We start from the raw sequence: 23,281 nt of genomic DNA, 5'->3' as shown, positions 1-23,281 counted from the left end.
AGCTGAGCGTTGGCAAGGTCACATGCCTGAGCGCTTGCTCATCGGTAACGAACTGGGTGTACTGACGAGTAATATTCTGGTGGGGGTCGGACGCCCCGACCGGAAACCCGCCCTTCAGGCGCCTATGCTGCGAGCAACAAGGCAGCCCAGTTATGACGATGCAGTAGGAGAGCCGGCGTGAGCTTGAGGATCGTTGTCTGTGTGAAGTACGTGCCCGACGCCACCGGCGACCGGCACTTCGCCGATGACCTGACCGTCGACCGCGACGACGTCGACGGCCTGCTGTCGGAGCTCGACGAGTACGCCGTCGAGCAGGCGCTGCAGATCGCGGAAGAGGCCGACGACGCCGAGGTCACCGTGGTAACGGTCGGCCCGGAGGACGCCAAGGACGCGCTGCGCAAGGCGCTCTCCATGGGTGCGGACAAGGCCGTCCACGTCGAGGACGACGACCTGCACGGTTCCGACGTCATGGGCACCTCGCTGGTGCTGGCCAAGGCGATCGAGAAGACCGGCTACGACCTCGTCATCGCCGGTATGGCCTCCACCGACGGCACCATGGGCGTGCTCCCGGCGATCCTGGCCGAGCGCCTGGGTGTCCCGCAGGTCACGCTGCTCTCCGAGGTGTCCGTCGAGGACGGCGTCGTCAAGGGCCGCCGTGACGGCGACACCGCCTCCGAGCAGCTGGAGGCCTCCCTCCCGGCCGTCGTGTCGGTGACGGACCAGTCGGGCGAGGCGCGCTACCCGTCCTTCAAGGGCATCATGGCCGCCAAGAAGAAGCCGGTGGAGTCCCTGGAGCTCGACGACCTCGAGATCGACGCGGACGAGGTCGGCCTCGCGGGCTCCTGGACCGCGGTCGACTCCGCGTCCGAGCGTCCGGCCCGCACCGCCGGGACGATCGTCAAGGACGAGGGCGAGGGCGGCAAGCAGCTCGCCGAGTACCTCGCGAGCCAGAAGTTCGTCTAAAGGGCTCGCGCGAGCCGCTGAAGTCCGCCCCCTCTTTCGTTCGCAGGAGATTGAATCCCCATGGCTGAGATTCTCGTCTACGTCGACCACGTCGACGGAGCCGTCCGCAAGCCCACCCTGGAGCTGCTGACGCTGGCCCGCCGCCTCGGCGAGCCCGTCGCCGTCGCGCTGGGCGCCGGCGCCGAGGCCACCGCCCCGGCCCTCGCCGAGCACGGCGCCGTGAAGGTCCTCACCGCCGACGCCCCCGAGTTCGCCGAGTACCTCGTCGTCCCGAAGGTCGACGCGCTGCAGGCCGCGTACGACGCGGTCTCCCCGGCCGCCGTGCTCGTCCCGTCCTCCGCCGAGGCCAAGGAGATCGCGGCCCGTCTCGCGGTCCGCATCGGCTCCGGCATCATCACCGACGCCGTGGACCTGGAGGCCGGTGACGAGGGCCCGGTCGCGACGCAGTCCGCGTTCGCCGCCTCCTTCACCACCAAGTCCCGGGTCTCCAAGGGCACCCCGGTCATCACGGTCAAGCCGAACTCGGCCCCCGTCGAGGCCGCCCCGGCCGCCGGCACCGTCGAGGCGCTCGCCGTCACCTTCTCCGACCAGGCCACCGGCACCAAGGTCACCTCGCGCACGCCGCGCGAGTCGACCGGCCGCCCCGAGCTGACCGAGGCCGCGATCGTGGTCTCCGGCGGCCGCGGCGTGAACGGCGCCGAGAACTTCGGCCTGATCGAGGCGCTCGCCGACTCGCTCGGTGCCGCCGTCGGCGCCTCCCGCGCCGCCGTCGACGCCGGCTGGTACCCGCACTCCAACCAGGTCGGCCAGACCGGCAAGTCGGTCTCGCCGCAGCTGTACATCGCCTCCGGCATCTCCGGTGCGATCCAGCACCGCGCGGGTATGCAGACCTCGAAGACCATCGTGGCCATCAACAAGGACGCCGAGGCCCCGATCTTCGAGCTGGTCGACTACGGCGTGGTCGGCGACCTCTTCGAGGTCGTGCCGCAGCTGACCCAGGAGATTCAGGCCCGCAAGGCCTGACCTGGGGTTCTCTTCGGTCCGGGGGCCGCGTGGTGATGATCACCACGCGGCCCCCGGCCGTTTCGGACACCCATTGACGCAGGTCCGGGCAGACTACTAACTTCGCTATACGGATTGTTGATTCCGTGAAGCGGAAAACAGGAGGATGTGGGATGGGTCAGCAGGAGAAGGTGTCGACGAGCCTCGCCGGCGCGGTCAGCGAGGGCATCAGCGCCTCCCTCGCAGCGGTGGACGCCGAGCTCGACCGCCGTTACCCCGGCGACCCGGGCACCCGCCAGCCCGTCCACACCGTCTACGTCCCCGGCAACGTCTTCGACGCCGGCACGATCCGCTCCTGGGGCGACCAGGCGCTCGCCGCCCTCGACGAGCACGCCCCGGACGCCGCGTCCTTCGCCGCCGTCCTCGGTCTCTCCGACGACCTCGCCGAGGACGTCCACGGCCGCGTACGGGCCAAGCTGGAGCGCGAGCCCATCGAGGACCTCCGGGTCGACTTCGAGGACGGCTACGCGGGCCAGGACGAGGATCAGGACGCCGCCCGCGCCGCCCGGCTGATCTCGGAGGCGTACGCGAACGGCACCGCCGCCCCCTACATGGGCATCCGGATGAAGTGCATGGAGGCCGCCGTACGCGACCGCGGCATCCGCACCACCGACGTCTTCCTCAGCGGCCTGCTGGAGAACGGCGGCCTGCCCGACGGCCTCGTCCTCACGCTCCCCAAGGTCACCTACCCCGAGCAGGTCTCCGCCTTCGTCCGGCTCCTGGAGGCCTTCGAGAAGGCCCACGGCCTGGACGCCGGCCGCCTGGGCTTCGAGATCCAGATCGAGACCAGCCAGTCCATCCTCGCCACCGACGGCACCGCCGCCGTCGCCCGCATGATCGGCGCCGCCGAGGGCCGCGCGACCGGCCTGCACTACGGCACCTTCGACTACAGCGCCTGCCTCGGTGTCTCCGCCGCCTACCAGGCCAGCGACCACCCCGCCGCCGACCACGCCAAGGCGATCATGCAGGTCGCCGCCGCGGGCACGGGCGTACGGGTCTCCGACGGCTCCACCAACGTCCTCCCCGTCGGTTCCACCGAGCACGTCCACGAGGCCTGGCGCCTGCACTACGGCCTCACCCGCCGCGCCCTCTCCCGCGCCTACTACCAGGGCTGGGACATGCACCCGGGCCACATCCCGACCCGGTACGCCGCTGTCTTCGCCTTCTACCGCGAGGGCTTCGAGACCGCCGCCAAGCGCCTCTCCGCCTACGCCAACCACGCGGGCGGCGACGTCATGGACGAGCCCGCCACCGCGAAGGCACTCAGCTCGTACCTCCTGCGCGGCATCGACTGCGGCGCCCTCGACACCTTCGAGGTCGACGCCCTCACCGGCCTGACCCGCGCCGACCTGGACCGCTTCGCGTCTCCGCGTCGAGGCGACCTGACGGCGACGGCGCAGTAACCCGCCCACCTCAGGGCCCGAACCTTCAGGGGTGCGTCGCCGCTCTCCCGCCACGGGACCGATCGGCGGGGCACCCCGAGGTTTTTCGGGGGTGGGGCGGGACGGAGAACCGTGCGCGGCCCTCCGACGAGCAGGACCCGCCGGGGCCGGCCCGTACGGGATCGGCGGGCCGCTCGCCGGGCAGGGGCGGAGGGGCTGCCCGGTCAGACGGCCGTCGGCGGGGCGGTCTCGCCCGAGCCCCGGGCGATCAGGCGGGTGTCCAGGACCACGTGGGCCGGCGGCTCGTCGAAGCCGTCCAGGCGGCGGAAGAGGCGCTCGGCGGCCGTGCGGCCGAGAGCGGCCGCGTCCTGCGCGATCACCGTGATGCCGAGCAGATCGGCCAGTTCGATGTCGTCGAAGCCCACCAGGGCCACGGGGTGCGCGCGCCCGGCCAGGGCACGCACCGCCGTGACGGTGACCCGGTTGTTGCCCGCGAAGAGCGCCGTGACCGGCTCCGGGCCCGTGAGCATCGCGGTCAGCGCCTCCCGTACCCGCTCGGGTGCCGTCGGACCGAGCGCCACCCACGACGGGTCCACCGCGAGCCCCGCGTCCTCCATCGCCGCCCGGTAGCCCCGCAGCCGCTCCGTCGCCGTGTGGATCCGGGGCTGGTCACCGATGAACCCGATCCGGCGGTGACCGTGGGCGATCAGGTGCGCCACCCCGGCGCGCGCGCCCCCGAAGCTGTCCGACAGGACGACGTCGGCGTCGATCCTGCCCGCCGGGCGGTCCACGAAGACCGTGGCGACCCCGGCCTTGATCTCCGGTTCGAGGTACCGGTGGTCGGACCCGGCCGGGATGACGATCAGCCCGTCGACGCGGCGGGCGCAGAGCGCGAGCGCCAACTCCTGCTCCCGCTCCGGGTCCTCCGCGCTGGAGCCGTTGATGAGCAGCGCCCCGTGCGCCCGGGCGACCTCCTCCACGGCGCGGCTGAGCGGGCCGTAGAAGGGGTCCGCGAGGTCCTCCAGGACCAGGCCCACGGAAGCCGTACGGCCCTTGCGCAGCACGCGCGCGCTGTCGTTGCGCCGGAAGCCGAGCGAGTCGATGGCCTCCTGCACGCGACGCTCGGTGTCGGGCGTGACTCCCGGCTCGCCGTTGACGACACGGGAGACCGTCTTGAGCCCGACGCCGGCCAGCGCGGCGACGTCCTTCATCGTGGGCCGATTGCCGTAGCGGTGCTCGGGGCGGCGGGCGGTGTCGGCCACAGTGTGCGCATCTCCTCGGTCTCGTCTCTGTCTCGTCCGAGCATAGGCCCTGGACAACGTTGTCAGCGCGGGGGAGACTGTACGTCACAGCGATCTACCGCTTCCGCCCCTCTGGAGAACCCGCGCAGATGCAGACTGACCTCGTTGCCGCCATCGACTTCGGCGGCACCAAGATCGCCGGCGCGCTGGTGGACGGCGCCGGCGACATTCTCGTACGGGCCCAGCGGCCCACTCCCGCGCGGGAGGGCGGCGAGACGGTGATGCGGGCGGTCGAGGCGGTCCTCGCGGACCTGGCGGACTCGCCCCTGTGGGGGTCGGCGCGCGCGGTCGGCATCGGCAGCGCGGGCCCCGTCGACGCCTCGACCGGTACGGTCAGTCCCGTCAACGTCCCCGGCTGGCGCGGCTTCCCGCTGGTCGACCGGGTCGAGCGGGCGGTCGGCGGGCGGCCCGTCACCCTCGTCGGCGACGGCGTCGCCATGACGGCCGCGGAGCACTGGCGGGGCGCGGCCCGGGGTCACGACAACGCGCTCTGCCTCGTCGTCTCGACCGGCGTCGGAGGCGGCCTGGTGCTCGACGGGCGGGTCCACCCCGGCCCCACCGGCAACGCGGGCCACATCGGCCACATCAGCGTCGACCTCGACGGCGACCTGTGCGCCTGCGGCGGGCGCGGCTGCGTCGAACGCATCGCCAGCGGCCCGCAGATCGCCCGCCGCGCCCTGGACGGCGGCTGGCGGCCGGGCCCCGACGGCGACACGTCGGCGGCGGCGGTGGCGGTGGCGGCGCGGGCCGGCGACCCGGTGGCGGTGGCGTCCTACGAACGAGCGGCGCGGGCGCTCGCCGCCGGCATCGCGGCCACCGCGACGCTGGTGGAGGTCGACATCGCTGTGGTGGGCGGGGGAGTCGCGGGGGCGGGGGACGTGCTCTTCGAGCCGCTCCGACGCAGCCTGCGCGAGTTCGCCACGCTGTCGTTCGTCCGCGACCTCACCGTCGTACCGGCACGCACCGGCACGGACGCGGGCCTCCTCGGCGCGGCGGCGGCGGCCCGCGATACGGCCTGACACGCGGGTCGTCCGTCAGGCGGGCGCCACGGGGCGGGACCGGCTCACGTCGGCGCGGCGACACCGGAGGCGACGGCCTCGCACGCGGCGACACCGGGGGCGAGGCCCTCGCACGGCACGGCCAGGACCGCGGCCCGCCGGTCGGATCGTCAGGCCCGTCGGTCGGATCGTCAGGCCCGTCGGTCGGAATGTCATCCCCGCCGGTCAGATCGTCATGACCGTGACCGTCCCCCTGGCCCTGCCGCCGACCGACTCCGGTCTGCGCTGTCGTACGACCACCAGGAACGCGTCGGACTCCAGGTCCATCACGACCTCCGCCGGAAGGCCCTCGTCGCGGCGCGCGCTGGCGAACTCCTCGGCGGGCCAGCTGCCCCGTGGGCCTCCCGCGGGGAACCTCTGCAATACCGTACGGCTCATCTCCGCACCCCCTTGCCTCGCCGGTTCAACGACAGTCCGTACCGAAGTGTTACGCATCGTCCCGTACGGGCGTTCGCGCGGAGGGCGGCCGAACCCCGGGTCGTCCGCGGGGGTTTCCGTGGCAGGGTGTTGCGGGCAAGCCACTTGGGGCTACCGAAGAGGGGGAATCGTGATCGTCTGGATCAACGGTGCGTTCGGCGCGGGCAAGACCAGCACCGCGCGTGAGCTGGTCGAGCTGATCCCGAACAGCACGCTGTACGACCCCGAGCTCACCGGCGGCTTCCTGGACGTGCTGCTGCCGCAGAAGCGGCGGGACGAGGTGGACGACTTCCAGGACCTGCCGATGTGGCGCCGCATGGTGGTCGACACCGCCGCCGCGCTGCTCGCCGAACTCGGCGGCGTCCTCGTCGTCCCCATGACGCTGATCCGGCAGGAGTACCGGGACGAGATCTTCGGCCGTCTCGCCGCGCGTCGGATCGAGGTGCGGCACGTGGTGCTGACCCCCGATGAAACGATCCTGCGGGCCCGGCTGGACGGCCGTGCCGCGGGTGAGGACGATCCGGAGGGCGCCGAGCGCGCCCGCCAGTGGTGCCACGCCCGGATCGAGCCCTTCCGGCAGGCGCTCGGCTGGCTCGCCGCCGACGCCTACACCGTCGACAACTCCACGCTGACGCCCGCCGAGACGGCCGAGGCCGTCGCCGAGGCCGTCCACGCCGGTCTGGCCGGCCCCTGCGGCATCGTCCAGACGCCCGAACCCACCGGTGAGACGCTGGCGGCCGGTGTCCTGCTCTTCGACGAGCACGACCGCTTCCTGCTCGTCGACCCCACGTACAAGCCCGGTTGGGAGTTCCCCGGCGGCGTCGTCGAACCCGGTGAGCCGCCCGCCCGCGCGGGCATGCGCGAGGTGGCCGAGGAGATAGGCGTGGAACTCGCCGCCGTCCCCCGGCTGTTGCTGGTCGACTGGGAACGCCCCCAGCCCCCCGGCTTCGGCGGCCTGCGCCTCCTCTTCGACGGCGGCCGGCTCCCCTCGACGGAGGCGGACCGGCTCCTGCTGCCGGCCGCCGAGCTGCGCGGCTGGCGCTTCGTCACCGAGGAGGAGGCCGCGGCCCTCCTCCCCCCGGTCCGCTACCGCCGCCTCCGCTGGGCCCTCCGCGCCCGCGAACGCGGCACGGTCCTCAACCTGGAGGCCGGCGTACCCGTCGGCTGACCCGGAGCCGGCCGTCGTACGAGCCCACCAGGCGGACGACCTGCCGCCCCCACGCGCGGGGACGACCTGCCGCCCTGACGCGCGGGGACGACGAGCGGGGGCCGATCGGAGGACGAGGGGGCGATCGGCGGGCGATCAAGGGGCGATCAGGGACGCGATCACACCTGCTTCGAGTGCGCGTAGTTCAGCAGGAAGTGCGCCTCCGCCACCGCGAGCCGCTCCAGCTCCTGCGGCGACACCGACTCGTTCACCGCGTGGATCTGCGCCTCCGGCTCGCTCAGGCCGATCAGCAGGATCTCCGCCTCGGGGTAGAGCGAGGCCAGCGTGTTGCAGAGCGGGATCGAGCCGCCCATGCCCGAGGTCTGCATCTCCTGACCGGGGTACGCGACCCGCATCGCCTCCGCCATCGAGACGTACGCCGGGCTGGTCACGTCCGCCCGGAACGCCTGGCCCTGGCCGACCTGCTCGAACGACACCCGGGCGTTCCACGGCACGCGCTTCTCGATGTGCGCGAACAGCAGCTTCGTCGCCTCCGCGGCGTCCTGGCCCGGCGGCACCCGCAGGCTGATCTGCGCCCGCGCGGTCGACGGGATCGACGGCGTCGCGCCCGCCACCGGGTGGCAGTCGATGCCGATGACGGTGACGGCGGGACGCGCCCAGAGCCGGTCCGCGACCGTGCCGTTGCCCGGCAGACCCACGCCCGCCAGGACCTTCGCGTCCGCGCGGAAGTCGCCCTCCGGGTACTGCAGGCCCTCCCACACGGCGTCGGCCGGCAGACCGTCGATGACCGTCGAGCCGTCCTCGGCGCGCAGCGTGTCCAGGACCCGGATCAGGGCCGCCAGCGCGTCCGGCGCGGCGCCGCCGAACATGCCCGAGTGCAGGTTGCCTTCGAGGGTGTCGATCCGCACCCGGATCATCGTCATGCCCCGCAGGGTCGCGGTCACCGTCGGCAGGCCGAGCCGGAAGTTGCCGGTGTCGCCGATCACGATGGCGTCCGAGGTCAGCAGCTCGGGGTGCGCCTCCGCGTACCGCTCCAGGCCGCCCGTGCCCTGCTCCTCCGAACCCTCCACGATCATCTTGACCGTGACCGGCACCCCGCCGTTCGCCTTCAGGGCGCGCAGCGCGAGCAGGTGCATGATGAACCCGCCCTTGCAGTCCGCCGCGCCGCGCCCGTACCAGCGCCCGCCGCGCTCCGTCAGCTCGAACGGCGGCGTGACCCACGCCGACTCGTCCAGCTTCGGCTGCACGTCGTAGTGCGCGTAGAGCAGCACCGTCGGGGCGCCGACCGGGCCGGGCAGAACGCCGTAGACCGACTGCGAACCGTCCGGGGTGTCGAGCAGCGCCACGTCCTGGAAGGCCTCGGCGCGCAGCGCGTCGGCCACCCAGTTCGCCGCGCCCTCGCACTCGCTCCGGGGAGCGACCGCCTCGTCCGCCACCGATTCGAAGGCCACGAGCTCCGTGAGCTCCGCCTTGGCACGGGGCATCAGGCCGGCGACGGCCTCGGCGATCGGATTCGCGGTCATGGGCACGCTCCTGGTGGGTGCGACGTTGTCAGGATGTCGCCGTATATCGGGTTGTACGGCGAACGCATGGCCGATCCTACGGCGCGGGGTCGCGAGGGCCGCGCCGTAGGATGCCCGGAGAGCTTGGATCATCGTCGGATCAGGAGCAGAAGCACATCGTGAGCAGCGAGAACGCAGACGCCGAAGAGGTACGCGCGGAAGAGTCGCAGGACCCCGCGACGGTCTGGGACGTGGTCGTCGTCGGGGCCGGCCCCGCCGGCGCCTCGGCGGCGTACGCGGCCGCGGTCGCCGGACGCCGGGTGCTGCTCCTGGAGAAGGCCGAACTGCCCCGGTACAAAACGTGCGGCGGAGGCATCATCGGGCCCTCCAGGGACGCGCTGCCGCCCGGCTTCGAACTGCCCCTGCAGGACCGGGTGCACGCCGTCACCTTCTCCCTGAACGGGCGCTTCGCGCGCACGCGCCGCTCGCGTCGCATGCTCTTCGGCCTCATCAACCGGCCCGAGTTCGACGCCGGTCTCGTCGAGCAGGCGCAGAAGGCGGGCGCCGAACTGCGTACGGGCGTCACGGTCTCCCGGGTCGAGCAGCACGGCCCGGCCGTGCCCGACCGGCGCACGGTCGCCGTCGTCCTCGCGGACGGGGAGACCGTGCTCGCCCGCGCGGTCGTCGGCGCCGACGGCAGTGCGGGCCGGATAGGGGCTCATGTCGGCGTGAAGCTCGACCAGGTGGACCTCGGCCTGGAGGCGGAGATCCCGGTTCCGGCGTCGGTGGCCGAGGACTGGAAGGGGCGGGTCCTCATCGACTGGGGCCCGATGCCCGGCAGCTACGGCTGGGTGTTCCCCAAGGGCGAGACGCTCACCGTCGGCGTCATCTCGGCGCGCGGCGAGGGCGCGGCCACGAAGCGCTATCTCGAGGACTTCATCGCCCGCCTCGGGCTCGCGGGGTTCGAGCCGGCCGTCTCCTCCGGCCATCTGACCCGCTGCCGGAGCGACGACTCGCCGCTGTCCCGCGGCCGGGTGCTGGTGTGCGGTGACGCGGCGGGACTCCTGGAGCCGTGGACCCGGGAAGGCATCTCCTTCGCGCTGCGCTCGGGACGGCTCGCGGGGGAGTGGGCGGTGCGGATCGCCGAGGCGCACGACGCCGTCGACGCACGCCGCCAGGCGCTGAACTACGCCTTCGCCATCAAGGCGGGGCTGGGTGTGGAGATGGCGGTCGGTCGGCGGATGCTCGCCCTGTTCGAGCGCCGCCCGGGGCTGCTGCACGCCGCGCTCACGGGGCTGCGCCCGGCCTGGACGGCGTTCGCGGAGATCACCCGGGGGTCGAGCTCCCTGGCCGGGCTCGTCCGTTCCAACGGAGTCGCCCGCCGGGCGCTCGACGTCCTCGACCGCCGGATGGCGCCGACGGCCGGGACGACGCTCCGGGGCGTGGCGGCGGATGCGGCGCGGCCGGCGGAGGCGTCGGACGCGGCGGGGGCGGCGGACGTCCTGGAGGCGGGGGAGGTGGTCGAGGCGGCCGTGCCGGAGACGGAGGGGCCTGCGAACGCCACCGCCGCGGCCACTGACACCGGCGCCGAGACCGAGACCGACACGGAGGCCGAGACCGACACCGAGACCGACGCTGACACCGCTTCCGACCCGTCGGGCGTATCCGACGCGTCGGGCCCGTCGGACGCGTCGGGCCCGTCGGGCTCGAAGGGCTCGTAGCGCCCCGGGTTCACGCGGTCGGGGTGATCCGGAAGACCGGGTGCTTGGGGGCGATCGCGCGCAGCTCCTCGTCGGTGGAGTCGGGGCCGACCCCGGCGAAGAAGACGCCGACCTCCGCCTTCCATCGCTTCAGGTAGGCGCGCAGGAGGGCGGGCTTCTCGTCGTCGGTCAGCTCGACGGCCGTGAACGGCTGCACCTGCTTGCCCAGGTGCAGCTCACCGCCCCCGGCCGCCCGCATGTTGTGGGTCCACTGGACGTGACCGCGCGGCGCCACCAGGTACTGCGCGCCGTCCAGCGTCAGCAGGTTGACGGGGGTGCGGCGCCACTCACCGCTCTTGCGGCCGCGCACGGCGAGGACGCGGGAGCCCCAGACGCTGAGGCCGCGGCGGGTGAGCCACGCGACGGCCCGGTTCATGACGTTCACCGTGAACCAGCCGGGCTTCATGACGTGGGCGCTGGGCTGAGCGGACATCGGAGCCTCCGAAGGAAACTGTGAGCACTGCTCTCTCTTGAGAGCAGTGTGCACGGATCGGCGCCCCGAAGCAAGAGCGGTGATCTCGTTTCAGTGCACTGCTCCGAAAAGTGGCACACTGCTCTCCATGACCAGCGTCCAAGGAGCCCGCGCCCGAGCGCGCATCGAGATCACCGCCGCCATCAAGGACGAGGCCCGCGCCCAGCTCGCCGCCGAAGGCGCGGCCAAGCTCTCCCTGCGCGCCGTCGCCCGCGAGGTCGGCATGGTGTCCTCCGCCCTCTACCGCTACTTCCCCAGCCGTGACGACCTCCTCACCGCCCTCATCGTCGACGCGTACGACGCCGTCGGCGCCGCCGCCGAGCAGGCCCTCGCCGACGCCCGCGCCGCCACAACCCCGAACGACCACCTCGCCCGCTGGACCGCCGTCTGCCGCGCCGTCCGCGCCTGGGCCGTCGCCCACCCCCACGAGTACGCCCTGATCTACGGTTCCCCGGTCCCCGGCTACGCCGCCCCGAAGGACACCATCGAGCCGGCCTCCCGCGTCGCCCTGGTCCTGATCGGCATCGCCCGCGACGCCTTCACCACCGACGGCATCGCCCCGCCGCCCGTTCCCGCCGCCATGCGCCCCGAGGCGGAACGGATGGCCGCCGACTTCGCCCGCGATCTGCCGCCCGCCCTCGCCGTCGCCATGGTCGGCGCCTGGTCGCAGCTCTTCGGGCTCGTCTCCTTCGAGGTGTTCGGCCAGTTCAACCGGGTCGTCGAGGACCGGGAGACGTTCTTCACCACGGCCGCCACCCGCCTCGGCCGCGACATCGGCCTCCTGCCCCGCCCGTAGGTCGCGTCCGGAGACTCCTCGGCACCACCTGCGGTCGAGGGCCGGGGGCGTACGAGGGCCGGGGGCGTACGAGGGCCGAGGGTGTACGAGGGCCGAGGGCATACTCCGGCGGGAGTACGCACGATCGCCACGCACGGCGGACGCCCTCGCCGTCCGACCGCGTCTAGCGTGGCGGGCATGGACGAGCAGCGCAGAGAGCACCGGTACGAGGGTCCGCCCTGGGTCCTGCGCTGGGCCGACCGGGAGCCCGGCGACGGGATGCCCTGGCGGTCCACCCTCCTGCTCGCCGTCTTCGTCATGGTCGGCTCCGGTATCGCGGCCAGGAACCAGCCGGACCGCGAGTCGCTGGACGTCCTCGGCCGCTCACTGCTGCTCGTCGGTTCGGCGCTGCTCCTGCTCCGCCACCGCCACCCGGTCCCCGTGGTCTTCGCCGCCGCCGCCGTCACCCTCGTCTACTTCGGGGCCGGTTACGCCTACGGCCCGGTCTTCCTCCTCGTCGCCGTCGCCTGTTTCGCGGCCGTCGTGCGAGGCCACCGCCGGGCGGCCTGGTCGGCGCTCGGCCTGCTCTGGGCGGGGCACCTGCTGATCGCCCACTGGCTCTACCCCCACCTGCCACCGGCCGGCGACTCCGCCGCACCCTGGGGCCAGGAGATCCCCGTCTTCGCCTTCGTCGTCGCGATCCTCGCCGCCTCCGAGCTGGTCCGGGTCCGCCGCGAGCAGTGGGCCGCCCAGCGCGCCGAACGCGCGGCGGCCGAGCGACGCCGCGCCGACGAGGAGCGGTTGCGGATCGCCCGCGAGCTGCACGACGTCCTCGCCCACTCGATCTCCGTCATCAACGTCCAGGCGGGCGTCGGCCTCGCCCTCCTCGACACCGACCCCGAGCAGGCCCGCGCCGCGCTGACCACCATCAAGGCGGCGAGCAAGGAGGCCCTCGGGGAGGTCCGTCAGGTACTGGACACCCTGCGCACGCCGGGCGAGGCCCCGCGCACCCCCGCACCCGGTCTCGACCGTCTCGTCGAGCTGGTCGACCAGGCGGCGTCCGCGGGGCTCACCGTACGGACGACGACCGAGGGGAAGCCCGTACCGCTTCCGCCGGGCGCCGACCTCGCGGCCTTCCGGATCGTCCAGGAGGCGCTCACCAACGTGGTCCGCCACTCCGGGTCCCGTACCGCGCGGGTCGTCATCGGCTACCTGCCCGGCCGGCTGGAACTCCGCGTCGACGACGACGGACCGGCGACCGGCGACGACGTCGGCGGCAGCGGCAACGGACTCGCCGGGATGCGGGAGCGTGCCACCGCGCTCGGTGGCACGATCGAGGCGGGCACCCGCGAGGACGGCGGCTTCCGGGTCCGCGCCGTCCTTCCCGTCCGTCCGAAGGAGACGCCGTGATCCGTGTGCTGCTCGCCGACGACCAGTCCCTCGTACGGGCGGGCTTCCGCGCGCTCCTCGACGCCCAGCCGGACATCGAGGTCGTCGGCGAGGCCGCCGACGGCGAGGAGGCGGCGGCCAAGGCCGGCGAACTGCGCCCGGACGTCGTCCTCATGGACATCCGGATGCCGCTGCTGGACGGCCTCGCCGCCACCCGCAGGATCACCGGCGACCCCGGACTCGGCGCGGTGAAGGTGGTCATGCTGACCACCTTCGAGCTGGACGAGTACGTCTTCGAGGCGATCCGCTCCGGCGCCTCGGGCTTCCTCGTCAAGGACACCGAACCGGAGGAGCTGGTACGCGCCGTGCGGGCCGTCGTCCACGGCGACGCCCTCCTCTCGCCGGGCGTGACGCGACGGCTCATCGAGGAGTTCGCGGCCCGCTCGAAACCCCCGGCCGCCGTGACCGCCCTGGACGAACTGACCGAGCGGGAAAGGGAGGTGATGGCCCTGGTCGGCATCGGCCTGTCGAACGAGGAGATCGCCCGGCGCCTGGTCGTCAGCCCGCTCACCGCCAAGACCCATGTGAGCCGCACCATGGTGAAGCTCGGCGCCCGCGACCGCGCCCAACTGGTCGTCCTCGCCTACGAGTCGGGCCTGGTGCGGCCGGGCTGGCTGGGCTGACGGCGCGTACGTCACCCCCGTCGCCGACGGCCCGCCCCGCTACGACCAGACGATCCCCGACGTCTCCCGCCAGAGGCGGGCGAGGGACGCGTCGCCCGCCACGGCCACCGCGCCCTCGGGCAGCCGGTTCCAGAGGGTCAGATAGAGCCGGCCGGCGGGGCCGCTCAGCTCGCAGTCGGCCGCGGCCTCCGCCTCCTCGCCGCCGTGCCGCGTGCGCGGCGCCTCCGGCGACAGCCGTACGGTCCACACGTCGCCGGTGTCCGTCGCCCGGATCCGCAGGACGCGCGGCTCCGGCGTCCTGACCCGGCTGCGCCGGCGGGAGTGGAAGGAGCCGAGCAGTTCGTCGATGCCGTCCGCCGCCAGGACGGGGTCCACCGGCCCGGCGTCGTGCGCGGGGGGCGCGCACTCGGCGTCCACGCGGTGGACGGTCGTCTCGTGCGCCTGACGCCGTGCCCAGAAGGCCAGAGGGGAGGCGCCGGGCATGATCGTCCAGCACTCCAGGGACGTGGGCGCCGCGCGCAGGGTGTCCACCAGGAGCGCGTGGCCCGCGCGGAAGTGGGCGAGCAGCTCGTCGCCGTCGAGATCGGGCTCGGCGTCCGCCGGGCGGAAGGAAGGGTGCCCCTCGGCGACGAACCCCGTCGCCCAGCGGTGCACCATCGCCGTGTGGCGCAGGAGGTCCCGTATCCGCCAGCCAGGGCAGGTCGGTAGTCCGGCGTCCGGGCCGACCGCGTCGGCGGCGTCCGCCAGGGCCTTGCCGGCCACGTCCAGTGCCTCGATGTGTTCGTCCACCGTCATGAACTCCATGCGACGGATTCTGTCAGCGGGCGCGCGACGGCGGTGCCGGGTCGGGGCACCTCCGGTCGCGCCGCACCGGGCCGACCGGTCGGGGGGCGCGCCTGAGTGCGCCGCCCGGGGCGGGGCACTCAGGCACTGAGGCCCTCAGGCGCGCTCCTCACCCCGCCGCGGGGCCCCCGCGTTCCGGGACGCGTACCCGATCACCGCCGCGCCGGCGGCGAGGACGGCGACCGTGGTCAGGGCGACGGGCAGGGAGAACCAGTCGGCGAGGAAGCCGATGGACGGCGGGCCGAGCAGCATGCCGCCGTACCCGAGGGTGGAGGCGGTGGCCACCCCGCTCGGACCGGCGAGGGCGCCCGCGCGGGCCACGGCGACGGGGAAGATGTTCGCCAGACCGAGGCCGGTGACGGCGAAGCCGAGCAGGGCCGCCCAGACGCTCGGGGCGAGCGCCCCGAGCAGCATCCCCGCGGCCGCGGTGGCCCCGCCCGCGACGAGGGTACGGGTCTGGCCGAGCCGTTCGAGGAGCGCGGTGCCCGAGAGCCGGCCGACGGTCATGGTGAGCGCGAAGAGCGAGTAGCCGGCGGCGGCGACGCCGGGATGCGCCTGGAGGTCCTGCTCCAGGTGGAGGGCGCCCCAGTCGGCGAGGGCGCCTTCGCCGTACGCGGTGCAGAGTGCGATGACGCCGAAGACGACGACGAGCCCGCGCGCACCGCCCTTGCCCCGGGGGCCGCCGCCGTCGGCGGACCTGTCGGCCTGGACGGCTTCCGGCGGTGCGGGGGAGGGCTGCCGGAGCAGTACGGGACCGGCGGCGGCGGTCAGGAGCAGGCCGACGACGGTCAGGCCGAGGAGGTGCGCCGTGGGCGACACGCTCCCGGCGACGAGTCCGCCGAGCCCGGCGCCGAGCATCCCGCCGAGGCTGAACGCCGCGTGGAAGGAGGGCATCACGGGCCGGCGCAGCGCGGCCACCAGGTCGACGGCGGCACTGTTCATGGCGACGTTGATCCCGCCGTACGCGGCGCCGAAGACGAGCAGGACGAGGCCCAGGGCGAGCGGGGAGCGGGTGAGGGCGGGCAGGGCGATGGAGAGCGAGAGCAGGACCGCCGTGACGACGGTGACGGCGTGGCTGCCGTGGCGTCGGCAGAGCCGCCCGGTGAGGGTCATGGTGACCACCGCGCCGGCCGACACCCCGAGCAGCGCGAGCCCGAGGTCGCTGGCGGAGGCGCCGGTCTGCTGCTTGATGGCGGGGATCCGGACCACCCAGCCGGCGAACAGGAAGCCGTCGAGGGCGAAGAAGAGGGTCAGGGCGGAGCGGAGGCGGGACAGGGAGGGAGCGGTGTCTCCGCCAGGTCCCCCCGGTACGGCCGTCCGTACTTTGTTTAGTAGCGGCACAAACTCAGGATAGGGGTGATGCGGTACCGATTTCAACCGGCGGTCCCCGCGGTTCGGCAGGAGCTCCGCCTCACGCGCACGGCGCGGGCCCCCCGCCCGCGCACATCGGGCCACCGCCCGATCATGGGAGACTCGCCTCCATGAACGGCAAGGCGACCACGACCAAGACACGGCTGGACAGAGGGCGCGGAGCGCTCGGGCCCGCGCTGGAACTGGTGCACACCGGCCGAGCGCCGACCCGTGCCGTCCTCACGGCCGAACTGGGCGTCACCCGCGCCACCGCCGGCGCCGTCGCCGCCGAACTCGAAGCGCTCGGCCTGATCCGCGTCGACTCCAACCCCGGCGCCGCCGCCGGCTCCCAGGGGCGCCCCTCGCACCGCCTCGCCGTCGACGAGAAGGGCCCCGTCGCCCTCGCCGCCCAGGTCCACGCCGACGGCTTCCGTGCCGCGCTCGTCGGCCTCGGTGGCACCATCGTCGCCACCGCGCCCGGCTGCGTCACCGTCTCCGCCGACCCCGCCCAGGTCCTGGGCGCGGTCGTCGACGCCGGCGCCGCCCTGCTCCACGAGAGCGGGCGCCGCTGCGTGGGGGCCGGTCTCGCCGCCCCGTCGGCCGTCGCCGAACCCGAGGGCACCGCGCTCAACCCGCTCCACCTCGCCTGGCCGGCCGGTGCTCCGGTACGGGAGATCTTCGCCGAGCGCGTCCGTGCCGCGGGCATCGAGGGCCCGGCCTTCACCGGCAACGACGTCAACCTCGCCGCGCTCGCCGAACACCGTCACGGCGCGGGCCGAGGCGCCAAGGACCTGCTGTGCGTGGCCACCGGCCACCGGGGTGTCGGCGGTGCGCTCGTCCTCGACGGGCGCCTGCACACGGGCAGTTCGGGCCTCGCGCTGGAGGTCGGGCACCTCACGGTCAACCCCGAGGGGCGCCCGTGCCATTGCGGCAGCCGCGGCTGCCTCGACGTCGAGACCGACCCGCTCGCCTTCCTCACCGTGGCGGGCCGGGACCCGGGCCCGGAGGTGTCGCTGCTCCAGCAGTCCCGCGACCTGCTCCGCAACAGCCCCGGCGACCCGGGGGTACGGGTCGCCACCGAGGAGCTGATCGACCGACTGGGCCTCGGCCTGGCGGGCCTGGTCAACATCCTCAACCCGGACCGGATCATCCTCGGCGGCCTCCACCGCGAACTCCTCGACGCCGACCCCGACCGCCTCCGCGCGGTCGTCGCGGACCGCAGCCTGTGGGGGCGCAGCGGCGGAGTCCCGATCCTCGCGTGCTCCCTCGACCACAACAGCCTCGTGGGTGCGGCGGAGTTGGCCTGGCAGCCGGTCCTCGACGACCCGCTGGCCGCCTTGGGCCGCTCGACGGTATGAGTGTCGGGCGGGGCCGGGGGCCCGCGGGCCGGGGAGCCCGCGGGGCGCCGGGCCTCGGCTCGCACAGGTGGCGGTCGAGGCCTGCGCGGGAGTGGGTACGGGTACGGGTACGGGCTGAGCTGCACGGATCTCGAAAAGACCGGGCAAGCCGCCCGAGAGGGAACTAACGTTCCCCCTCATGACCGATCTTGATCTTCCTCCGCGCCTCGGCAACCTGACCTTCCACGGGCCGCTCTCCGAGGCCCGTGCCGTCCGAATGATCCAGCGGCTCGCCGCGACCGAGCCCGCCACGGTGCTCGACATCGGCTGCGGCTGGGGCGAGTTGCTGCTGCGCGTGCTGGAGGCCGCCCCCGCTGCCACCGGTGTCGGTCTCGACATCAACGCCGAGGACCTGGCCAGGGGCCGGGAGCTGGCCAAGGAGCGCGGGCTCGACGCGCGGGTCGCGTTCGTCGAGGAGTCGGCGCTCGGCACCACGCGCGGGCCCGTCGACGCCATCCTCTGCCTCGGCTCCAGCCAGGCCCTCTGCGACCCCGAGCAGCCCCACGACCCGGCTGTCGCCCTGCGCGAGCTGCGCCGCCTGGTCCGGCCCGGGGGCCGGGTCGTCCTCGGCGAGGGCTTCTGGCAGCGCACCCCGACCGACGAGGAACTGGCCGGGATGTGGCCCGGCGCGCAGGTCGGCGACCATCTCGGACTCGGCGCGCTGGTGGACCTCGCGATCGAGGCGGGCTTCCGGCCCGCGTGGATCGAGACGGGAAGCCGCGAGGAGTGGGAGGAGTTCGAGTCCGGCTACCGCCACGACACCGAACTCTGGCTCGCCGCCCACCCCGACCATCCGCTCGCCGCCGAGACCCGCCGGCGCGTCGACCGCCAGCGTGCGACCTGGCTGAACGGCTATCGCGACGTCCTCGGCATGGCCTATCTGACCCTCGTCCCGGTCGGCTGACCGGACAGCACGTCCCGCTCCGGCGCGGAGAGGTGCAGCACCTGGAAGCGTTCGCCCGCGCCCTCGGGGATCACGGCGCCCTCCGCCCAGAGAGTGAAGGACAGCAGCTCCCAGTGCCGGGGGTCGATCGCGAGCGCGCTCGCGACCACGCCGTCGCGCCGGGAGTCGTGCCCGTGCGCCCGGACCGCCTCCGCCACCACGTGGCCCGGCGCGATGTCCCCCGGCACCGCGGACGTCCGCCGGGTCGCGGTGCCGGGCGGGGCGGCGGCCGCCGGGCCCTCCTCGTACGCGAGACCCGTCCAGTGCCGCACCACCGGCCGGCCGAAGTCGTTCACGATCCCCTGGAAACCCGGGCCCCAGAGGAAGGAGTTCATGCCTTCGAGGGTGTTCCAGAGGTAGAAGGGCGCGTACTGGCCGACCGGCGACCCGTCCTCGCGTTCCCGCATCAGGTACGCCTTGAGGCCGAGCCCGGGGAAGTCGTCGAGGAGGTGCCCCCTGGTCGCGACCCGCCCGCGGATGATGCCCATGTCGTAGTCGGCGGGGAGGGTGATCTCGTACTGCATGGCGTACATCGGGCGGTCTCCGTTTCTCGTGGGGCGCTCAGGCCGTACGGGACGACAGCGGGGCCAGCAGACCGAGCAGGCCGCGAACGGCCGTGTCGAACGCGGCGGGTGAGCCGGACGCGCGGGCCAGGACGTAGCCGCCCTGCACCGTCGCCACGATCGTCGCCGCCAGCTCCTCCGGGTCCGGGCAACCGGCCAACTCGCCGCTGTCCAGGCCTTCCTGGAGGACCCCGGCGAGCCGTCCGCGCAGCCAGTCGAGGGTCTCGTCGACCGGCGCGCGCAACTCCTCGCTCGCGATGACGTCCGGGTCCATCGTCAGCCGCCCGACCGGGCAGCCGCGCAACACGTCGCGCTCACGCAGCAGGTATGCCTCCACGCGCGCGTGCGCCGAACCCGCACCGCTCAGGGCGGCTTCGGCCGTCGCCCGCATCTCCTCGGCCGTCCGCCGGATCGCGGCCAGCGCCAGATCGGGCTTGCCCGCGAAGTGGTGGTACATGCTGCCCTGGCCCGCCCCGGCGGCCTGCTGGATCGCCTTGGGGCTCGTTCCCACATAGCCCCGCTCCCAGAGCAGCTCCCGGGTGGCCTCGATCAGTCGCTCGGACGTCGTCATGACGCGAGTGTACATACCAGTAGGTACAGACTGCCGGTGCGCCGCCCCGCGCACCCCGCCGCGCCTTCCGTACTCCCCACGTCGTACGGCGGAAGCCGCCGGCCGTACGACGACCCGGACCCCCTCGGCGAGCGACTCTCGAACCATCCGCACCACGCCCCGGCCGCGATCGACGCGCCACGCACACGAGGAGCTGAGCGACATGAACACCCTCGCCCACGAAGGCCCCGGACCCTGGGTCCTGTTCTTCCCCCTCGTCTGGGCGGCCGTGATCGTCACCGTGATCACCGTGCTGCGCCGCACCGGATGGCGCGGCAGGCGCGGCCCCGGCCCCCGTCCCGCGTACGACGAGCGGTCCCCGATCGCGCTCCTCGGTCACCGGTTCGCGGCCGGCGAGATCGACGAGGACGAGTACTGGCGTCGGCTGACGGTCCTGGAGGAACAGTTCGGCCGTGCCGACGGGCCCAAGGGGCGTGCGGCATGACGAGCGCCGCCCCCCGGACCGCCCCGCGCACGTCGCGATCGTCGCCCTGGTCGCCCTGGCCGGCGTGGCGGCGGGCTCGGTGGAGGTAGGCGCGGCGGTGGCGGCCCGGCGCTCGGCCCCGAGGGCCGCCCGCTCAGCCCGCCAGGGCCGAGGGTGCCGCCTCCGGGGCCCGGGACGGTTCCTTCGGCGTGCCGAAGGGGACGCCCTCCAGGCTGGTGCCGTGCGCGCCGTGGAAGCGGGTATGGCCGACGAAGGGGCCATCGGTGGTCGCGCCGTACACGGCATGCGACCGCGCAGGGACGGTGACCGCGGGCATGGGTGCGGAGAGGGTGAACCAGATGACCTTCCCCGCGTCGTGCGGGCGGATGCCCCAGCTCTCGCTGACGGCCTCGATGATGGCCAGACCGCGGCCCGAGGTGGCGTACGCCTCGATGTCGTCGGGGCGCCTGCACCCCGCACCGCTGTCGACGCCGGGTATCCGCGGGTCGTGGTCGTGGACCGACACGGTGAGGCGGTCGAGCAGCAGTTCGAGCTCGACGGTGCACATCTTGTCCGGCTGTGCGTGCCGGTGAACATTGGTCAGTAGCTCGGTGACGCCGAGCGCCGCATGGTCGATCAAGGCATCGAGATGCCAGTAGCGCAGGTGCGCCGAAACGATTCTGCGGACCTGACCGATCCGCGACGGCAGGGCCTGGAGCTCCACCGTGCAGTGCCTGCTTGGCTCGCTGATCACGGCTGCGACTCCCCGAAGTTGAGGTCCGGAAGAAGACGGAGATTCGGATCTGTCTTGCGTACAGCAGGGCGATGGGCTGGATCACAGCGTCACCGCCGGTAAACCCTCGGTGAGGTGGTTCCAGCGTGAGCCAGTGGTGACCGGCCCGCAACTCGCGGCGACCCGTCGCAGCTCACCGGCGCCGCAGAGGCTCTCTCAGGGCTGCGGGCTCTCCCCACCGCGACCCTTGACGGCCCGCTTCAGGGCTTCGAGGAATCCGCCCGGCCCCGCGTCCCGGTCCTTCGGGCCGCGCGCGGGTCCGTCCATGGTCAGGCGGTAGCGCGTCCCGTTCACCGTCGCGACCGTCTCGTCCGGCTTGGCGAACCAGGGCCGCCCGGCGCGGACCGAGGAGACGGGGGCGCTGTCGATCTCGCGGCCGTAACTCGTCAGCAGGGACAGCCGGCCGTCCTCGATCCGGACCTCCCCCGCGCGCGTCAACGAGCGCGGCCAGCGCTCGATCCGTACGCCCCTGGCCGTGAACTGCGGCTCGGACATCTCGCTCCGCCCCCTTCGCACCGGTTGTTCCGTCCAGTGTGCCGGGCGGCCCGCGCCCGCACCAGTAGTCCTTGCCCCGACGGACGGAGCGGCCATGCCCAAGGGACTCCTATGGAGCCCCAAAGCGAACGTTTGTGCAGGTGAGCGAGTTATCGTCGGGAGTGGGGGAACCGCTGGTCCGGACGAGGAGAAGGACGTATGGGCACCACGGAGAACACGGCACGAGCCGCGGTCGCGACCGTCGACGTCGACCGGACCGACCCGGCGTACCGCGCCTGGCTGAAGGAGGCGGTGCGCAAGGTGCAGGCCGACGCCAACCGCTCGGCCGACACCCACCTGCTGCGCTTCCCGCTCCCCGAGTCCTGGGGGATCGACCTCTATCTCAAGGACGAGTCGACCCATCCCACCGGCAGCCTCAAGCACCGCCTCGCCCGCTCCCTCTTCCTCTACGGCCTGTGCAACGGCTGGATCCGGCCCGGCAAGCCCGTCATCGAGGCCTCCAGCGGCTCGACGGCCGTGTCCGAGGCGTACTTCGCCAAGCTGATCGGCGTGCCGTTCATCGCCGTGATGCCCCGCACCACGAGCGCCGAGAAGTGCCGGCTGATCGAGTTCCACGGCGGACAGTGTCACTTCGTCGACGACTCCCGGACGATGTACGAGGAGTCGGCGGCCCTCGCCGAGCGGACCGGCGGCCACTACATGGACCAGTTCACCTACGCCGAGCGGGCCACGGACTGGCGCGGCAACAACAACATCGCCGAATCGATGTACCAGCAGCTGAGGTTGGAGCGATACCCCGAGCCGGCGTGGATCGTCGCCACCGCCGGTACCGGCGGCACGTCCGCGACGATCGCCCGCTACGTCCACTACATGCAGCACGACACCCGTATCTGCGTCGCCGACCCCGAGAACTCCTGCTTCTTCGACGGCTGGACCCGCCACGACCCGGACGCGACCTCCGACTGCGGCTCGCGCATCGAGGGCATCGGCCGGCCCCGGATGGAGCCCAGCTTCGTGCCCGGCGCCATCGACCGGATGATGAAGGTCCCGGACGCCGCGAGCGTGGCGGCCGTCCGTGCCCTGGAAGGCGCGATCGGCCGCAAGGCGGGCGGTTCCACCGGTACGGGGCTGTGGAGCGCGCTGAAGATCGTCGCCGAGATGGTCGAGCAGGGCCGGACCGGCAGCGTCGTGACCCTGATCTGCGACCCGGGCGACCGCTACCTGGACAAGTACTACTCCGACACCTGGCTCGCCGAGCAGGGCCTCGACGTCGCGCCCTACGCCGCCGCTATCGACCGGCTCCTGGCGACGGGAGTCTGGCCGGAGTGAGCCGCCGGTCCAGCCGGCGCATCGCGTCGCGGAAGGACCTGCCCACGCCCGGCCGGGCCAGCCGCATCGCGAGCAGGCACGGCGCGCCGCCGTCGACCGCCATCGTCCAGCGGACCCGGGTGCCCGGACCGGCGGGGGAGAGGGCCCAGTCCTCGGCGAGGGCGCTGACGCCCGGCGCGTTGGTCTCGTCGATGCGGTAGGCGTAGCGGACGTCGGGGTCGCGGGCGAGGATCGTCTCCTGGAACACGATCCCGCCGCGCAGCCGGACCGTGCGGCCCGCGCCGTCACCGGTCGGGGCCGCCGAGGTGACCGCCGTGAACCAGGAGGGCATGGAGCCCAGTTCCACCGCGAGGGAGCGGAAGACCGCCGCCGGTGGCGCCGCCAACTCGGCCGTGTAGGCGAGCCGTACGGGTGCGGTCGCGACGAAGTCGAGCTCCACGAGCCTGAGTCGGCGAACCATGGCCGTCCCTCCCGAAGCGTGGATCGAGGAACGGCCACCCTAGCTGACGTAACGTCAGTTGCCCAGCGCCGGATCGAACAGGGGGTCAGGTGCCCAGCGCCGGATCGAGCGGCGGTCAGTTGCCCAGCGCCGGATCGAGCGG

The 23,281-nt window shown here is 73.5% G+C and carries 23 protein-coding genes and 1 pseudogene; 13 read left to right on the top strand and 11 right to left on the bottom strand.

Translation table 11 applies throughout. From position 1 onward, the window contains the following. Nucleotides 1-177: 177 nt before the first annotated feature. The 3 genes from ACIPPS_RS14320 to ACIPPS_RS14310 all read left to right on the top strand — a co-directional run bounded on the left by ACIPPS_RS14320 (nucleotide 178) and on the right by ACIPPS_RS14310 (nucleotide 3,428). On the top strand, nucleotides 178-963 hold the full coding sequence (locus ACIPPS_RS14320; RefSeq protein ID WP_401430834.1) for an electron transfer flavoprotein subunit beta/FixA family protein: 786 nt from the start codon (nucleotides 178-180) through the stop codon (nucleotides 961-963). A 60-nt stretch (nucleotides 964-1,023) separates the two neighbouring features. Continuing rightward, on the top strand, nucleotides 1,024-1,986 hold the full coding sequence (locus tag ACIPPS_RS14315) for an electron transfer flavoprotein subunit alpha/FixB family protein (RefSeq protein ID WP_401430832.1): 963 nt from the start codon (nucleotides 1,024-1,026) through the stop codon (nucleotides 1,984-1,986). Between the two features lie 152 nt (nucleotides 1,987-2,138). Further along, nucleotides 2,139-3,428: a DUF6986 family protein gene (locus ACIPPS_RS14310; protein WP_401430830.1), complete on the top strand. Its 1,290-nt coding sequence runs from the start codon at nucleotides 2,139-2,141 to the stop codon at nucleotides 3,426-3,428. A 203-nt stretch (nucleotides 3,429-3,631) separates the two neighbouring features. On the opposite strand, the gene ACIPPS_RS14305 is transcribed toward ACIPPS_RS14310, so the two are convergent. Then, complete coding sequence (locus tag ACIPPS_RS14305; RefSeq protein WP_401430828.1) at nucleotides 3,632-4,669, bottom strand: LacI family DNA-binding transcriptional regulator; 1,038 nt, start codon at nucleotides 4,667-4,669, stop codon at nucleotides 3,632-3,634. 128 nt (nucleotides 4,670-4,797) lie between these two features. Between ACIPPS_RS14305 and ACIPPS_RS14300 the strand changes: the two genes are divergently transcribed. Then, a complete protein-coding gene (locus ACIPPS_RS14300; protein WP_401430826.1) occupies nucleotides 4,798-5,727 on the top strand; it encodes an ROK family protein in 930 nt (309 codons plus the stop codon). 204 nt (nucleotides 5,728-5,931) lie between these two features. On the opposite strand, the gene ACIPPS_RS14295 is transcribed toward ACIPPS_RS14300, so the two are convergent. Beyond that, nucleotides 5,932-6,144 (bottom strand): hypothetical protein, encoded by a 213-nt coding sequence (locus ACIPPS_RS14295; protein WP_401430824.1) that lies wholly within the window; start codon nucleotides 6,142-6,144, stop codon nucleotides 5,932-5,934. A gap of 169 nt (nucleotides 6,145-6,313) precedes the next feature. On the opposite strand from ACIPPS_RS14295, the gene ACIPPS_RS14290 reads away from it, so the two are divergent. Continuing rightward, nucleotides 6,314-7,351, top strand: a complete 1,038-nt coding sequence (locus tag ACIPPS_RS14290; protein WP_401430822.1) for an NUDIX domain-containing protein — start codon at nucleotides 6,314-6,316, stop codon at nucleotides 7,349-7,351. A gap of 158 nt (nucleotides 7,352-7,509) precedes the next feature. Here the strand turns inward: ACIPPS_RS14290 and ACIPPS_RS14285 are convergent, their stop codons facing one another. Then, on the bottom strand, nucleotides 7,510-8,874 hold the full coding sequence (locus ACIPPS_RS14285; RefSeq protein ID WP_401430820.1) for a dipeptidase: 1,365 nt from the start codon (nucleotides 8,872-8,874) through the stop codon (nucleotides 7,510-7,512). Nucleotides 8,875-8,984: 110 nt separating this feature from the next. On the opposite strand from ACIPPS_RS14285, the pseudogene ACIPPS_RS14280 reads away from it, so the two are divergent. Then, nucleotides 8,985-10,259, top strand: a pseudogene (locus ACIPPS_RS14280) (geranylgeranyl reductase family protein); the annotation flags it as partial. 325 nt (nucleotides 10,260-10,584) lie between these two features. Here ACIPPS_RS14280 and ACIPPS_RS14275 read toward each other — a convergent pair. Next, nucleotides 10,585-11,046, bottom strand: coding sequence for a nitroreductase family deazaflavin-dependent oxidoreductase (locus ACIPPS_RS14275; RefSeq protein ID WP_401430818.1), 462 nt, complete (start codon nucleotides 11,044-11,046; stop codon nucleotides 10,585-10,587). 127 nt (nucleotides 11,047-11,173) lie between these two features. Between ACIPPS_RS14275 and ACIPPS_RS14270 the strand changes: the two genes are divergently transcribed. The 3 genes from ACIPPS_RS14270 (at nucleotide 11,174) to ACIPPS_RS14260 (ending at nucleotide 13,932) form a co-directional block, all read left to right on the top strand. Beyond that, nucleotides 11,174-11,881 carry a TetR/AcrR family transcriptional regulator gene (locus ACIPPS_RS14270; RefSeq protein ID WP_401430816.1) on the top strand — a complete coding sequence of 236 codons (708 nt, stop codon included), beginning with the start codon at nucleotides 11,174-11,176 and terminating at the stop codon, nucleotides 11,879-11,881. A 177-nt stretch (nucleotides 11,882-12,058) separates the two neighbouring features. After that, nucleotides 12,059-13,270, top strand: coding sequence for a sensor histidine kinase (locus ACIPPS_RS14265; RefSeq protein ID WP_401430814.1), 1,212 nt, complete (start codon nucleotides 12,059-12,061; stop codon nucleotides 13,268-13,270). Further along, the gene (locus ACIPPS_RS14260) at nucleotides 13,267-13,932 is read left to right on the top strand and encodes a response regulator (protein WP_401430812.1); all 666 of its coding nucleotides are present in this window, start codon (nucleotides 13,267-13,269) and stop codon (nucleotides 13,930-13,932) included. The genes ACIPPS_RS14265 and ACIPPS_RS14260 overlap by 4 nt, the downstream gene beginning before the upstream one ends. 39 nt (nucleotides 13,933-13,971) lie before the next feature. Here the strand turns inward: ACIPPS_RS14260 and ACIPPS_RS14255 are convergent, their stop codons facing one another. Further along, nucleotides 13,972-14,727, bottom strand: coding sequence for a maleylpyruvate isomerase family mycothiol-dependent enzyme (locus ACIPPS_RS14255; protein ID WP_401431420.1), 756 nt, complete (start codon nucleotides 14,725-14,727; stop codon nucleotides 13,972-13,974). 144 nt (nucleotides 14,728-14,871) lie between these two features. Beyond that, a complete protein-coding gene (locus ACIPPS_RS14250) occupies nucleotides 14,872-16,116 on the bottom strand; it encodes an MFS transporter (RefSeq protein ID WP_401430810.1) in 1,245 nt (414 codons plus the stop codon). Between the two features lie 140 nt (nucleotides 16,117-16,256). On the opposite strand from ACIPPS_RS14250, the gene ACIPPS_RS14245 reads away from it, so the two are divergent. Beyond that, nucleotides 16,257-17,483: an ROK family protein gene (locus tag ACIPPS_RS14245; protein ID WP_401430808.1), complete on the top strand. Its 1,227-nt coding sequence runs from the start codon at nucleotides 16,257-16,259 to the stop codon at nucleotides 17,481-17,483. 178 nt (nucleotides 17,484-17,661) lie between these two features. Next, nucleotides 17,662-18,426 (top strand): SAM-dependent methyltransferase, encoded by a 765-nt coding sequence (locus ACIPPS_RS14240; RefSeq protein WP_401430806.1) that lies wholly within the window; start codon nucleotides 17,662-17,664, stop codon nucleotides 18,424-18,426. On the opposite strand, the gene ACIPPS_RS14235 is transcribed toward ACIPPS_RS14240, so the two are convergent. Both ACIPPS_RS14235 and ACIPPS_RS14230 read right to left on the bottom strand, forming a co-directional pair. After that, entirely contained in the window at nucleotides 18,399-18,998 is a 600-nt protein-coding gene (locus ACIPPS_RS14235; protein ID WP_401430804.1) for a DUF4865 family protein, read from the bottom strand. The two genes, ACIPPS_RS14240 and ACIPPS_RS14235, sit on opposite strands and share 28 nt — an antisense overlap. 28 nt (nucleotides 18,999-19,026) lie before the next feature. Then, on the bottom strand, nucleotides 19,027-19,614 hold the full coding sequence (locus ACIPPS_RS14230; protein ID WP_401430802.1) for a TetR/AcrR family transcriptional regulator: 588 nt from the start codon (nucleotides 19,612-19,614) through the stop codon (nucleotides 19,027-19,029). Between the two features lie 187 nt (nucleotides 19,615-19,801). Between ACIPPS_RS14230 and ACIPPS_RS14225 the strand changes: the two genes are divergently transcribed. Further along, nucleotides 19,802-20,083 (top strand): SHOCT domain-containing protein, encoded by a 282-nt coding sequence (locus ACIPPS_RS14225; protein WP_401430800.1) that lies wholly within the window; start codon nucleotides 19,802-19,804, stop codon nucleotides 20,081-20,083. Between the two features lie 133 nt (nucleotides 20,084-20,216). On the opposite strand, the gene ACIPPS_RS14220 is transcribed toward ACIPPS_RS14225, so the two are convergent. Both ACIPPS_RS14220 and ACIPPS_RS14215 read right to left on the bottom strand, forming a co-directional pair. After that, a complete protein-coding gene (locus tag ACIPPS_RS14220) occupies nucleotides 20,217-20,816 on the bottom strand; it encodes an ATP-binding protein (RefSeq protein WP_401430798.1) in 600 nt (199 codons plus the stop codon). Nucleotides 20,817-21,011: 195 nt separating this feature from the next. Beyond that, on the bottom strand, nucleotides 21,012-21,350 hold the full coding sequence (locus tag ACIPPS_RS14215; protein WP_401430796.1) for a hypothetical protein: 339 nt from the start codon (nucleotides 21,348-21,350) through the stop codon (nucleotides 21,012-21,014). 198 nt (nucleotides 21,351-21,548) lie between these two features. On the opposite strand from ACIPPS_RS14215, the gene ACIPPS_RS14210 reads away from it, so the two are divergent. Next, the gene (locus ACIPPS_RS14210; protein ID WP_401430794.1) at nucleotides 21,549-22,679 is read left to right on the top strand and encodes a PLP-dependent cysteine synthase family protein; all 1,131 of its coding nucleotides are present in this window, start codon (nucleotides 21,549-21,551) and stop codon (nucleotides 22,677-22,679) included. Here ACIPPS_RS14210 and ACIPPS_RS14205 read toward each other — a convergent pair. Beyond that, nucleotides 22,639-23,139, bottom strand: a complete 501-nt coding sequence (locus ACIPPS_RS14205) for an SRPBCC family protein (RefSeq protein ID WP_401430792.1) — start codon at nucleotides 23,137-23,139, stop codon at nucleotides 22,639-22,641. The two genes, ACIPPS_RS14210 and ACIPPS_RS14205, sit on opposite strands and share 41 nt — an antisense overlap. Nucleotides 23,140-23,281 lie beyond the last annotated feature (142 nt).

This window comes from Streptomyces sp. NPDC090127 (genome assembly GCF_044746945.1).
Lineage (GTDB): Bacteria > Actinomycetota > Actinomycetes > Streptomycetales > Streptomycetaceae > Streptomyces.
The sequence above is the reverse complement of the archived record's forward strand: the minus strand, read 5'-3'. Positions and strand labels throughout refer to the sequence as shown.

Bases quoted from the DNA above. Each gene is read 5' to 3' on its own strand.
- ACIPPS_RS14275 (WP_401430818.1), bottom strand. From the start codon at position 11,046: ATGTCCGCTCAGCCCAGCGCCCACGTCATGAAGCCCGGCTGGTTCACG.
- ACIPPS_RS14285 (WP_401430820.1), bottom strand. From the start codon at position 8,874: ATGACCGCGAATCCGATCGCCGAGGCCGTCGCCGGCCTGATGCCCCGT.
- ACIPPS_RS14205 (WP_401430792.1), bottom strand. From the start codon at position 23,139: ATGGTTCGCCGACTCAGGCTCGTGGAGCTCGACTTCGTCGCGACCGCA.
- ACIPPS_RS14235 (WP_401430804.1), bottom strand. From the start codon at position 18,998: ATGTACGCCATGCAGTACGAGATCACCCTCCCCGCCGACTACGACATG.
- ACIPPS_RS14230 (WP_401430802.1), bottom strand. From the start codon at position 19,614: ATGTACACTCGCGTCATGACGACGTCCGAGCGACTGATCGAGGCCACC.
- ACIPPS_RS14210 (WP_401430794.1), top strand. From the start codon at position 21,549: ATGGGCACCACGGAGAACACGGCACGAGCCGCGGTCGCGACCGTCGAC.
- ACIPPS_RS14255 (WP_401431420.1), bottom strand. From the start codon at position 14,727: ATGACGGTGGACGAACACATCGAGGCACTGGACGTGGCCGGCAAGGCC.
- ACIPPS_RS14245 (WP_401430808.1), top strand. From the start codon at position 16,257: ATGAACGGCAAGGCGACCACGACCAAGACACGGCTGGACAGAGGGCGC.
- ACIPPS_RS14240 (WP_401430806.1), top strand. From the start codon at position 17,662: ATGACCGATCTTGATCTTCCTCCGCGCCTCGGCAACCTGACCTTCCAC.
- ACIPPS_RS14295 (WP_401430824.1), bottom strand. From the start codon at position 6,144: ATGAGCCGTACGGTATTGCAGAGGTTCCCCGCGGGAGGCCCACGGGGC.
- ACIPPS_RS14300 (WP_401430826.1), top strand. From the start codon at position 4,798: ATGCAGACTGACCTCGTTGCCGCCATCGACTTCGGCGGCACCAAGATC.
- ACIPPS_RS14310 (WP_401430830.1), top strand. From the start codon at position 2,139: ATGGGTCAGCAGGAGAAGGTGTCGACGAGCCTCGCCGGCGCGGTCAGC.
- ACIPPS_RS14315 (WP_401430832.1), top strand. From the start codon at position 1,024: ATGGCTGAGATTCTCGTCTACGTCGACCACGTCGACGGAGCCGTCCGC.
- ACIPPS_RS14270 (WP_401430816.1), top strand. From the start codon at position 11,174: ATGACCAGCGTCCAAGGAGCCCGCGCCCGAGCGCGCATCGAGATCACC.
- ACIPPS_RS14225 (WP_401430800.1), top strand. From the start codon at position 19,802: ATGAACACCCTCGCCCACGAAGGCCCCGGACCCTGGGTCCTGTTCTTC.
- ACIPPS_RS14265 (WP_401430814.1), top strand. From the start codon at position 12,059: ATGGACGAGCAGCGCAGAGAGCACCGGTACGAGGGTCCGCCCTGGGTC.
- ACIPPS_RS14215 (WP_401430796.1), bottom strand. From the start codon at position 21,350: ATGTCCGAGCCGCAGTTCACGGCCAGGGGCGTACGGATCGAGCGCTGG.